The organism is Ruminococcus sp. CAG:379 (assembly GCF_000434255.1).
GTDB lineage: Bacteria > Bacillota > Clostridia > Oscillospirales > Ruminococcaceae > Ruminococcus_F > Ruminococcus_F champanellensis.
Genome location: NZ_FR894835.1, coordinates 15019 through 25135, shown reverse-complemented (window position 1 = coordinate 25135; position 10117 = coordinate 15019). Strand labels below are relative to the sequence as shown.

General features: G+C 52.7%; 15 protein-coding genes. 7 read left to right on the top strand and 8 right to left on the bottom strand.

The window, feature by feature from the left end; all coding sequences use genetic code 11:
- Positions 1 to 144: 144 nt before the first annotated feature.
- The 3 genes from QVO51_RS02380 to QVO51_RS02370 all read left to right on the top strand — a co-directional run bounded on the left by QVO51_RS02380 (position 145) and on the right by QVO51_RS02370 (position 1715).
- Positions 145 to 537 (top strand): cytidine deaminase family protein, encoded by a 393-nt coding sequence (locus tag QVO51_RS02380; protein WP_022357081.1) that lies wholly within the window; start codon positions 145 to 147, stop codon positions 535 to 537.
- 58 nt (positions 538 to 595) lie between these two features.
- A complete protein-coding gene (locus QVO51_RS02375) occupies positions 596 to 907 on the top strand; it encodes a hypothetical protein (RefSeq protein WP_022357080.1) in 312 nt (103 codons plus the stop codon).
- Between the two features lie 151 nt (positions 908 to 1058).
- Entirely contained in the window at positions 1059 to 1715 is a 657-nt protein-coding gene (locus tag QVO51_RS02370) for a GNAT family N-acetyltransferase (RefSeq protein WP_015558618.1), read from the top strand.
- Between the two features lie 90 nt (positions 1716 to 1805).
- Here the strand turns inward: QVO51_RS02370 and QVO51_RS02365 are convergent, their stop codons facing one another.
- Positions 1806 to 2018, bottom strand: a complete 213-nt coding sequence (locus QVO51_RS02365) for a ferredoxin-thioredoxin reductase catalytic domain-containing protein (protein ID WP_276747685.1) — start codon at positions 2016 to 2018, stop codon at positions 1806 to 1808.
- A gap of 235 nt (positions 2019 to 2253) precedes the next feature.
- On the opposite strand from QVO51_RS02365, the gene hpt reads away from it, so the two are divergent.
- On the top strand, positions 2254 to 2802 hold the full coding sequence (hpt, locus tag QVO51_RS02360; protein ID WP_022357078.1) for a hypoxanthine phosphoribosyltransferase: 549 nt from the start codon (positions 2254 to 2256) through the stop codon (positions 2800 to 2802).
- 10 nt (positions 2803 to 2812) lie between these two features.
- Complete coding sequence (locus QVO51_RS02355; protein ID WP_015558615.1) at positions 2813 to 4174, top strand: NCS2 family permease; 1362 nt, start codon at positions 2813 to 2815, stop codon at positions 4172 to 4174.
- Between the two features lie 130 nt (positions 4175 to 4304).
- On the opposite strand, the gene QVO51_RS02350 is transcribed toward QVO51_RS02355, so the two are convergent.
- The 7 genes from QVO51_RS02350 to QVO51_RS02320 all read right to left on the bottom strand — a co-directional run bounded on the left by QVO51_RS02350 (position 4305) and on the right by QVO51_RS02320 (position 9109).
- Positions 4305 to 4484, bottom strand: a complete 180-nt coding sequence (locus QVO51_RS02350; RefSeq protein WP_015558614.1) for an alpha/beta-type small acid-soluble spore protein — start codon at positions 4482 to 4484, stop codon at positions 4305 to 4307.
- Positions 4485 to 4610: 126 nt separating this feature from the next.
- The gene (locus QVO51_RS02345; RefSeq protein WP_015558613.1) at positions 4611 to 5021 is read right to left on the bottom strand and encodes a MerR family transcriptional regulator; all 411 of its coding nucleotides are present in this window, start codon (positions 5019 to 5021) and stop codon (positions 4611 to 4613) included.
- 1 nt (position 5022) lies between these two features.
- The gene (locus QVO51_RS02340; protein WP_022357077.1) at positions 5023 to 6138 is read right to left on the bottom strand and encodes an aldo/keto reductase; all 1116 of its coding nucleotides are present in this window, start codon (positions 6136 to 6138) and stop codon (positions 5023 to 5025) included.
- Complete coding sequence (locus QVO51_RS02335; RefSeq protein WP_022357076.1) at positions 6135 to 6560, bottom strand: DUF1893 domain-containing protein; 426 nt, start codon at positions 6558 to 6560, stop codon at positions 6135 to 6137. The genes QVO51_RS02340 and QVO51_RS02335 overlap by 4 nt, the downstream gene beginning before the upstream one ends.
- Positions 6553 to 7110: an ECF transporter S component gene (locus QVO51_RS02330; protein ID WP_022357075.1), complete on the bottom strand. Its 558-nt coding sequence runs from the start codon at positions 7108 to 7110 to the stop codon at positions 6553 to 6555. Before QVO51_RS02330 ends, QVO51_RS02335 begins: the two co-directional genes overlap by 8 nt.
- 12 nt (positions 7111 to 7122) lie before the next feature.
- Positions 7123 to 7662, bottom strand: coding sequence for a flavodoxin family protein (locus tag QVO51_RS02325; protein WP_022357074.1), 540 nt, complete (start codon positions 7660 to 7662; stop codon positions 7123 to 7125).
- A 109-nt stretch (positions 7663 to 7771) separates the two neighbouring features.
- Entirely contained in the window at positions 7772 to 9109 is a 1338-nt protein-coding gene (locus QVO51_RS02320; RefSeq protein ID WP_022357073.1) for an MATE family efflux transporter, read from the bottom strand.
- A gap of 316 nt (positions 9110 to 9425) precedes the next feature.
- Between QVO51_RS02320 and QVO51_RS02315 the strand changes: the two genes are divergently transcribed.
- Both QVO51_RS02315 and QVO51_RS02310 read left to right on the top strand, forming a co-directional pair.
- The gene (locus tag QVO51_RS02315; RefSeq protein WP_022357072.1) at positions 9426 to 10007 is read left to right on the top strand and encodes a chromate transporter; all 582 of its coding nucleotides are present in this window, start codon (positions 9426 to 9428) and stop codon (positions 10005 to 10007) included.
- Positions 10004 to 10117 (top strand): chromate transporter (locus QVO51_RS02310; protein WP_288167770.1); only part of this gene is annotated, 114 nt, incomplete at its 3' end. The genes QVO51_RS02315 and QVO51_RS02310, both read left to right, overlap by 4 nt.

Sequence of the window (10117 nt, the reverse complement as noted above, 5' to 3'; positions counted from 1 at the left end):
ACATTCTTTGTGCGGTGTTGCCTATACTATACTCCAAAGTCGGGCACTTGTCAACGTTTCCGGAAAAATACTGTATGAAAGCATTGACGAAGCCGCCTTTGAAATGGTATACTATATCCATATCACAGAGCAGGAGACATGGTCATGGATCAAAGCTGGGAAGAACTCTTTCAGGCGGCAAAGGTCGTCCAGAAGGGCAGAAGCATTTCAAAGTATGTGGAGGCTGGCGGAGTTGCCGCAGCCATTCGTGCAAAGTCCGGCAAGATTTACACCGGCGTATGCATTGACACCTGCTCCACCCTGGGCATCTGTGCAGAGCGGAATGCGATTTTTCATATGATCACGGAGGGAGAACAGGAAATCGACCAGGTGCTGGCAATCATGCCGGATGGCAGAACCGGAGCACCCTGCGGCGCCTGCCGGGAGCTGATGGTACAGCTGATGCCGGACAGCTACCAGGAGATCCGGATCATGCTGGATATCACCAAAGGAAAAGTGGTCACACTGGGAGAGCTGACACCTGCCTGGTGGATATAAACACGTTATTCAACAAAGACTGCTTTTTGGAATGCTATAGCGAAAGGAATGCTCCAAGATGACAGAACCGATTAAAGAAGCCGCAGAGGAACTGGCGCAATGGCTCTCCTACCCAACCGAGCTGGGGTGCAGACCTGCGAAAGTGGAATTCACTACAGAATTCGATGATCCGGACGGCATTCACTGCATGATCTTCCGGTTTCAAAAAACATTACTGGGCAAGTGGCTGCTGGGAATCGTCAGCGAGTCCGGAACATTCAGCGAAATGCAGGAATATCACAAGGAAAGCGAACTGGAGGATGCAACCAGGATTCTGGAAATGCTCAAAGCGCACTGGAAACAGCAGGCCAACTCCCTGGAGGAATCCTAAGGGCAACACCGCTTCGGCGTTGTAATAATACAAAAGGAGTGTATGTTTGAAACCATACTACACACTGGAGATTGTAGCGTAACCGGAAGGTTCGCTGCAAGCTCAGCCAACCTCCCGGTATTGCAGTCAACCATTTTCAGGAGGTAAAACAATGAAAGAACGTGACTACATCATCCGCCAGGAAACCAAGGCGGATCACCAGACAGTAGAAACCCTGACCCGGGAAGCATTCTGGAATCAGAGCGTGCCGGGCTGCAATGAGCACTATTTCGTCCACACCATGCGGCAGCATCCGGATTTTGTGCCGGAGCTGGATCTGGTACTGGAACGTGAAGGCAAGATCATCGCCAGTGTGCTGTACACCCACAGCTGGCTGGAGGACCAGGCAGGAAATCGGCATCGAATCCTCACCTTCGGACCTTTGAGCGTGCATCCTGCCTGCCAAAGAAAGGGATACGGTAAAGCGTTGCTGGAGGAATCCTTCCGCCGGGCAAAAGCGCTTGGATATGACGTCATTGTTATATTTGGCAATCCGGACAATTATGTATCCCGTGGCTTTCGCAGCTGCAAGCGGTACAATGTGTGTCTGGAGGGGGACATCTTCCCGACAGCTCTGCTGGTAAAGGAGCTGACCCCGGGTACCCTGGACGGCAGAAAGCTCTGCTACCGGGAAAGCACTGCGGCGGCATGCTGTGAGGATGCAGAAGCTGTAGCAGCCTTTGATGCCCAGTTTCCTCCAAAGGAAAAGGGCTGGCAGCCGAGCCAGGAGGAATTCTACATTCACAGTCATTCTGTGATCGGCTGGTAAAACAGCAAAAAACCGGTGAATGGTTCCCATTCACCGGTTTTGTCTTAGGGCTGCAAATGCTGTGCAAAGCCATCAGGTGCACTCTACAGGCTAGTCCCTATGCGTGCAGTAGTACAGCATGCAATGACAGTAGCCTTCAAAGTCCGGATCCTCCATCTGGCGACGGAACTCCTGACAAATACATTTATTTTCCGGTTTCCGTTCCCTGCGGCAGGGGCAGTATCCGCCGGTGTGTGCCAGGCCCTCCCGCACTGCGGCAACCATCTGGGCATCCGGGTTCAAAGTGATCTTCATTCTATGCACCTCCCGACTATATTATACCGAAAATCCTTAAAAATTGCAACCGCAGCACACAAAAAACGCAGTTTTCTCTCTTGCGGCATGAAATAGGCTGTTTTTAGATAAAGAGTGCCTGCAAAATGCGCTTTCATCCTTGAAATTGTGTAGAGCGTGTGATATAATTGTGATAATGTTGTTAAGGCAGCAGCGGAAACCCATTTTACCCGGACACAGCGCCGGAATGAATAGGAGAGAAAATATGGAATTTGCAAATCCAGAGGAGTACCAGAGCAAAATCAAGCAGATTCTGATTACGGAGGATCAGATCAAGGAGGCTCTGAAAAAAGCAGGCGAACGCATCAACGCCGCTTATGACGGAGCGCCCATTCTGCTGGTCAGCATTCTCAAGGGCGCTTATGTGTTCCTGGCAGATCTGAGCCGGGAGATCACCGTTCCCTGCGAGATCGGATTCATGGCGGCAAAAAGTTATTTTGAGGACACCAATTCCTCTGGAAATGTGCAGATCACCATGGATCTCACACAGGACGTCAGCAAGTATCATGTGTTTATTGTGGAGGATATCATCGATACGGGCAGAACCCTGAACGAGATCCTGAAGATCCTGAAAATCCGCAATCCCCTTTCCCTGGAGATCATTACCCTGCTGGACAAACCGGATCGGCGGATCGTGGATCTGAAGGCGGATTACTCCCTGTTCACCATCCCGGACTATTTCGTCATCGGCTATGGTCTGGACTATGGGGAATACTACCGGAATCTGCCCTACATTGCAGAATTTGGAAATTGAGGTGTAACGTATGTTTGAAAAGCTATTCAAACTCCAGGCAAACAAAACCAATGTGAAAACCGAACTGGCTGCCGGTCTGACCACGTTCATGACCATGGCGTACATCCTGGCAGTCAACCCCAGCATCCTTTCCTCCACCGGCATGGACAGCACCGCCGTTCTGCTGGCAACCTGTCTCGCATCCTTCGTGGGAACCATCTGCATGGCTCTGTGGGCAAACCTGCCCTTCGCCCTTTCCGCCGGCATGGGACTGAACGCCTACATGGCATACACCGTATGCGGCACTATGGGCTTTTCCTGGCAGGTAGCGCTCTTTGCCGTATTTATTGAGGGTATCATTTTCATTATCCTCTCCCTTACCAACGTGCGGGAAGCTATCTTCAACTCCATCCCCCTGCCTTTGAAGCGTGCCGTTTCCGTGGGCATCGGTCTATTCATCGCCTTCATCGGCCTGCAGAACGCTGGACTGTCTGTTGACGCTTCAACTCTGGTTACCATCACGGACTTTACCCAAAATTTCCACACCACAGGCATCTGCGCACTGCTGGCTGTCATCGGTCTGCTGCTGACCTCCGTCCTCTATATCAAGAAGGTCAAGGGCTCCATTCTGATCGGCATCTTAGGCACCTGGATCCTGGGCATGCTTTGCCAGCTGACCGGTCTGTATGTGCCCAACCCGGATGCAGGTGCATACACCCTGTTCCCCACTCTGGGCATCACAGATTTCACCAAGCTGAGCCAGACCTTTGGTCAGTGCTTCAAGCTGGACTTTGGCAATGTGGGCATTCTGAACTTTGTGGTAGTTATCTTTTCCTTCCTGTTCGTTGATCTGTTTGACACACTGGGTACGCTCATCGGTGTCAGCACCAAGGCAAACATGCTGGATAAGGACGGCAAGCTGCCTGCCATCAAGCCTGCACTGCTGGCCGACGCCGTTGCAACCTCTGCCGGCGCCGTATTCGGCACCTCCACCACTACCACCTTCGTGGAATCCTCCGCCGGCGTGGCAGCAGGCGGCAGAACCGGTCTGACTGCTTTGACCACCGCCGTTCTGTTCCTGATCTCCATGCTCTTTGCTCCCATCTTCACTGCAATCCCCTCCTTTGCAACCGCTCCGGCTCTGATCCTGGTTGGCTTCCTGATGTTCAGCACCGTCACCGAGATCAAGCTGACAGAAGACACCTACACCAGTGCGATCCCCGCTTACCTGTGCATCATTGCAATGCCCCTGTTCTACAGTATCTCTGAGGGCATTTCCATCGGTGTGATCTCCTATGTGATCATCAACCTGATCTGCGGCAAGCGCAAGGAAATCAATCCCATTATGTACGTTCTGGCGGTTCTGTTCATTCTCAAGTACATCTTCCTTTGATTCGTTGAATCAATCAGCGCCTCCGTTCCGGCAAACCGGACGGGGGTGCTTTTTTATGCATCAAAATCCGGAAAAAGCAAGTGCGCTGCACGACAAATGCCGCACAGCGCACTTTTTCGGGGAAAAGATCTTACTGCATCTTATATGCGTCGATCATCTTCTTGACCATCTGGCCGCCGATGGAACCAGCCTGACGTGCAGTCAGATCGCCGTTGTAGCCCTGCTTGAGGGATACGCCAACCTCGCTGGCAGACTCCATCTTAAAACGCTCCATTGCTTCCTTACCCTTCTGCGTAAATTCACCCTTCATAATGGTTCTCCTTTGTTTTTAATAGAATTGGATGCCGTGATAATAGTATAACTCGGCGAACGGAGAATATCATAGGGAATTTTCGTCGTTTTTTCCAAAATCAAAACAACACGCAAAAGGCAAGCATCACGGAATATCCGGCTGCTCCGGCTCGCCGGATCCGGTCAGCCGCTGTTCACACTGCTTCATCTGCCCGGATTCATACAGCTGGATCTTATAGTCCAGCCGGGCAAGGGTGTTCTGCATGGCACAGATCCGCTCCTGCAACAGTCTGCGCTGTTCCGTCAGCAGTTCCAGCCGGGCGTCAACGGTGGCATCCCCTTGCCGGAAGAGCTGTACATACTCGATCAGCACCTCAATGGGCAGGCCGGCGCTTCGCATGCATTTGATGAACTCCACCCACCGGCAAGCCTCCTGGTCGTAATCCCGCAAACCGGAGGCGTTCCGGCGCACCGGCGGAATCAGTCCGATCCGCTCGTAATACCGCAGGGTATCCGGAGTCAGATCATATTTTTTTGCGGTCTCCGAAATCGTCATATCACACCTCGAAGGTTTCTGCCACCTTTTTCAGATTTTCCACAATGGAAATATGCTGGGGGCAATGCTGCTCGCACTGGCGGCATGCAACACAGTCCGAAGCCTTTCCGTGCTGCCGGGTCAGATTCTCATAATAGGTCTGCTGCACCGTGAAGGGCTTCTCCACCTCCTGCAGCTCCGCATTGTACAGGACAAAGTAATCCGGGATCGGAATCTGCATGGGACATCCTTCCACACAGTAGCGGCAGGCAGTACAGGGCACGGCAATGGTGCCGTTGATAATATCCCGCACCTGCATACACAAATCAATTTCCTCCGGCTTCATGGGCTGGAACTGCTCCATATAGCTCATGTTATCCTGTAGCTGTTCCATGCTGCTCATACCGCTGAGCACCATAACCACATTGTCCGGACTTGCGGCAAAGCGGATCGCCCAGGAGGGCACGGAATGCTCCGGCGCATACCTCTTCAGCAGCTGCTCTGCCTGCTCCGGCACCTTTGCAAGGGTACCACCCTTTACCGGCTCCATGACGATGATATCCTTGCCATGCTTTTTTGCAACCTCGTAGCATTTCCGGGACTGAACGGTTTCGTTGTCCCAGTCCAGATAATTCAGCTGCAGCTGAACAAATTCCGTTTCCGGATGCTCTGTCAGGATCTTATCCAGCAATGCCGCACTGTCATGGAAGGAAAAGCCCAGACGGCGGATCAGTCCCTCCTGTTTTTTCCGCATGCAAAAGCCGAAGGCATCCAGTCGCTGCACCGTTGCATAGTTCTCCTCATTCAGACTATGCAGCAGATAGTAGTCGAAGTACCCGGCTCCCGTCTTTTCCAGCTGCTCGCTGAAGATCCGTTCCATATCCGGCGCTTCCTTCAGAAACATGGTGGGCAGCTTGGTGGCAAGCAGGAATGTTTCACGGGGATGCCGTTCAATCAGCGCTTGCTTCATCACCCGTTCGCTTTCAAAATCGTGGTACATGTATGCAGTATCGAAATAGGTAAAGCCCCGTTCCAGGAATGCGTCCACCATGCTGCAAAGCTGGGGCATGTCAAAGCTCTTCTGATTATTCTGATCCATTAGCGGCAGCCGCATGCATCCAAATCCTAGTTTCTTCATTGTTTCCTCCTCATTTCGTCACGTTTCCTCCGCAAGGCTGCATAGGCAACCTGTGGATCCTCCAACTGCGCCACAGTCTGCTCCATGGGACAGACTCCATCGCCGGTGCGGTTCACGATCTGTTCTGTCAATGTGTCATAGCTGCACGCCACCCCATGGGCGGTGAGATAGTCCCTCCCGGCAGTGCTCATGACCCTGCCGTACACAGCGCACACTCCGGCATGCACAAACAGCATGGCTGCCGCTTTGCCTACGATGATATCCGCAGCACAAAAGCCCCTCAGCTCCACACCTGCACCAATCCAGTCCAGCATGGGAGAAATGCCCTTGCTATGGCTTGTATAGCAGACATCCACCCGGCACAGCACGCAGGTATAGCATCCTTCCGTCAGCAGCGTCCTTGCCCGTTCCAGGTCATGCATGCTGATTTCTCCTGTCCTGGATATACTTGACCAGCAGAGGGATCACCGCCCACTGGATCAGGATGCCGAACAGACCGGCGGTGACAAACTGCCATGCAGCAGCTGGCTCCAGCCGGGTATTTCTCAACAGGTAGATGGCCGTCAGCACTGCCAATGCTCTTGCGGCTCTGCCTGCAAGCTGTGCCAACAGCAGCTTTGTAAAGCCGTGCAATCCTGTCCGGGACAGGAAGCCGGATGTAAGCCCGTACACGCCCAACTCCAGTACCATGAAGGGCAGAAGCGCCGCTGTGGGCATATCAGAAACCGCTGCACTAAGCAAAGGACTCAGCACGCCGGCGGCAACACCCACCACCGGACCGTACAAAAGCCCTGCCAGCAGCACCGGAATATGCATGGGCAAAAGTGCAGCACCCAGTGCGGTACCCGTTCCGGAAATTGCACCCACTGCATGAAACAGCTGGGGCAGCAGAACCGCCGCAGCCACTGTCAATGCAATTCGCAAAGCGGCTCCAGCCGCAGATTGTTTGTCCCGTACTATTGTGTGTTCCATATAAAATCCTCCTTATACCTGTCTGCCCATCTGATAGGCATCCTCCAGATGCTTTGTATGCTCCACCTCACCGGTTTTCCAGACACCGGTGCCGTACAGAATCCCACGCTCCACCGGGGTGTCCAGGCAATCCAGCGTAAAGCCCCGAATGCTCTCCACCGTCTTTTCCAGCATCGCCTGGTTGGTGTCCGCCGCCGTCAGGATATAGTAAAACTCCTTGTTGGACAGCTCTGTGTAACGGGGCACCGTCCGGTCGATGAGGGTTTTCAGCTGTGCGTCCATGGTGTAGAAATACACCGGCGTTGCCAGCACGATCACATCCGCCTGCACCATCCGCTCCAGAACCTGTGCCATGTCATCCTTCTGGACACAGCAGTGGGTATTGTTACAGACGCCGCAGCCGGTGCAGTAGTGGATGTTCCGCTCAGAAAGCCTCAGCTTTTCCACCTTATGACCGCTTTCTTCTGCGCCTCTGCGGAATGCATCGCAAAGAACGTCGGAATTGCCGCCCTTCCGGGGACTTGCGGAAAGAATCAAAATCTGCTTGCTCATGAAGCAACCTCCTTTGTTGTGATGCCATTATTATAACACCTGGAGTCAACTCCATGTCAAGCGAAAAAAGAAAAAAGATCAGAAAAATCCGATCTTTTTTCGCAGGAATTCACCCATGCATCCGCTTTTCCCAGGGTCGCATCCGGTAAAATACCAAGGACAGTACAGTGGACAGCGTCCAACTGATGGGCCATGCCAGCCAGATGCCGGTCTGCTGCCACAGGGGAGAAAAGATAAACGCAAGGATCACACGCAGTGCCAGATCCAAAAAGGTGGTTATCATAAAATACTGCATGCACTCCCCACCCCGCAGTACAGAGTCACAGCTGATTTTCACTGCAACCACACAGTAGAAGGGGGCAACGATCCGCAGGAACAGAAGTCCTGTATCCATTGCCAATACTGTGCTGTCCTGGTTCATAAACAGCCGCAGAAGCGGACTGCCCAGAAAGCAGAACAGAAAGGAAAACGCCACTGAAACGAGCACGGAAAACAGCGCACCGGTACGGAAGCCGCTGCGAATCCGGTCTGGCTTTCCTGCCCCAAGGTTCTGGGCGGTAAAGCTGGAAATGCCGCTGCCAAGCGTGGTGCAGCTGGTAATGGCAAAGGTGTTCAGCTTAATGGCAGCAGAGTAGCCGGCAATGACGGAGGAGCCAAAGCCGTTGACCAGATACTGAATAAACAGATTTCCCACAGAAACAAAGCCTTGCTGTAATATACTCGGAATCGCCACCCGGGCAATCTCCCGGAGAGCTGCCCAGCTGAACCGCTGGGGATTTTCCGCCGTTTCCAGCTGTCGGATCCGGCGACGCAGCACCAGAACCGACAGCACACAGGCGATGCCCTGCGCAATGAAGGTCGCCCATGCCACACCGGCAACGCCCCAATGGAATACAATTACAAATACCGCATCCAGTGCCACATTTCCCAGAGAGGAGGCGATCAGAAAGTACAAGGGCGTTTTGCTGTCTCCGAGACTGCTGAAAATACCGGTGGTTATATTATACATAAACAAGAACAGAAATCCGGCGGTGTAGACCTGTAAATACAGCTTTCCGGCAGCAAAAATATTGTCCGGCGTATTCACCAGCCGCATCAGGGGCGCACTGCACAGAACCCCAGCCAGGGTCAGCACGGCGGAAAGCACAAGACCTGCGATCAGAGTTGTGGAAATGCAGCAGCGAGTCCGGACGTAATCCTTCGCACCGAAGAACCGACTGATTACCACAGAGCAGCCCACCTGGCTGCCCACCGCCACCGCCATAAAAATCATAGTAATGGGGTAGCTTGCTCCCACTGCCGCCAACGCATCCTCTCCGGCATACCTGCCGGCAATCACACTGTCTGCCATGTTGTACAGCTGCTGAAAAATCACACTGATAAACATCGGCAGTGTAAACAGGATCAGTGCCCGGTTGGCACTGCCCGTTGTCAGATCCTTATTCATCGAAACACACTCTCTTTCTGAAAGCAACGCCACACAAAAATTGTGTAGCAGATGTGCCAACAGATTTCTCGTCAGATTGCACAGAAATGGCGCAGGAATACTGTCGTATTTCAAGGAATTTTTGTGTGATATGACGGAAAATTCGTCAGCAGATGCTATACAAAGTCTTCTATTACATTATACACCCTTTTCTCCGACGGGAAAAGAGAAAAACTGCCCAAAAGTGCAGACCGCATGTGTCAAAACAGGGCATTTTGCCATGCTGCCTTGACTTAAACAGGCAAACTGTGTATACTATTGATCGGAGGTGTTCCGTATGAAAGCATCCAACAGGCTTCTCACTCTATTTCTGACCTTTCTGAAAATCGGCGCTTTCACTTTCGGCGGCGGCTATGCCATGCTCGCCCTGCTGGAGAACGAGTTTATCACAAAGAAAAAATGGCTGGATAAACAGGAATTTTTAGATATGGCTGCCATTTCCGAATCCACGCCCGGCCCCGTTGCCATCAACAGCGCCACCTATCTGGGCTACCGGATGGCTGGGGGATGGGGCGCAGCAGCTGCCACCCTGGCAGTATGCATCCCCTCCTTTGTTATCATCTACATTATTTCCCTGTTCCTGGATCGTTTCCTGGCGCTGACCTATGTGTCGCACGCCTTTCACGGCATCCAGGTCTGTGTGGTCTACTTAATTATAACTGCCGGTTTGCGGATGCTCCGGAGTCTAGAACGGGATCCTGTAAGTCTCTGCATCCTGCTGGGGGTGGGCATGGGCATGCTGCTTTGCACCCTGTTTGCAGTCAGCTTTTCCTCTGTATATTACATCCTCCTCAGTGGGGCTGTGGGGATCCTGGCAGGGAAAATCCGCCGCATTTGCAGGAAGGAGGGTAAGCCATGACCCTCCTCCGGCTGTTTCTCATTTTTCTGGAGATCGGCGCCGTATCCTTTGGAGGCGGCTATGGAATGATTTCTTTGATTCGGGAAAAGGTTCTGTCCAACGGCTGGCTG

Bases quoted from the DNA above. Each gene is read 5' to 3' on its own strand.
- QVO51_RS02380 (WP_022357081.1), top strand. From the start codon at position 145: ATGGATCAAAGCTGGGAAGAACTCTTTCAGGCGGCAAAGGTCGTCCAG.
- QVO51_RS02375 (WP_022357080.1), top strand. From the start codon at position 596: ATGACAGAACCGATTAAAGAAGCCGCAGAGGAACTGGCGCAATGGCTC.
- QVO51_RS02370 (WP_015558618.1), top strand. From the start codon at position 1,059: ATGAAAGAACGTGACTACATCATCCGCCAGGAAACCAAGGCGGATCAC.
- hpt (WP_022357078.1), top strand. From the start codon at position 2,254: ATGGAATTTGCAAATCCAGAGGAGTACCAGAGCAAAATCAAGCAGATT.
- QVO51_RS02355 (WP_015558615.1), top strand. From the start codon at position 2,813: ATGTTTGAAAAGCTATTCAAACTCCAGGCAAACAAAACCAATGTGAAA.
- QVO51_RS02350 (WP_015558614.1), bottom strand. From the start codon at position 4,484: ATGAAGGGTGAATTTACGCAGAAGGGTAAGGAAGCAATGGAGCGTTTT.
- QVO51_RS02345 (WP_015558613.1), bottom strand. From the start codon at position 5,021: ATGACGATTTCGGAGACCGCAAAAAAATATGATCTGACTCCGGATACC.
- QVO51_RS02340 (WP_022357077.1), bottom strand. From the start codon at position 6,138: ATGAAGAAACTAGGATTTGGATGCATGCGGCTGCCGCTAATGGATCAG.
- QVO51_RS02335 (WP_022357076.1), bottom strand. From the start codon at position 6,560: ATGCATGACCTGGAACGGGCAAGGACGCTGCTGACGGAAGGATGCTAT.
- QVO51_RS02330 (WP_022357075.1), bottom strand. From the start codon at position 7,110: ATGGAACACACAATAGTACGGGACAAACAATCTGCGGCTGGAGCCGCT.
- QVO51_RS02325 (WP_022357074.1), bottom strand. From the start codon at position 7,662: ATGAGCAAGCAGATTTTGATTCTTTCCGCAAGTCCCCGGAAGGGCGGC.
- QVO51_RS02320 (WP_022357073.1), bottom strand. From the start codon at position 9,109: ATGAATAAGGATCTGACAACGGGCAGTGCCAACCGGGCACTGATCCTG.
- QVO51_RS02315 (WP_022357072.1), top strand. From the start codon at position 9,426: ATGAAAGCATCCAACAGGCTTCTCACTCTATTTCTGACCTTTCTGAAA.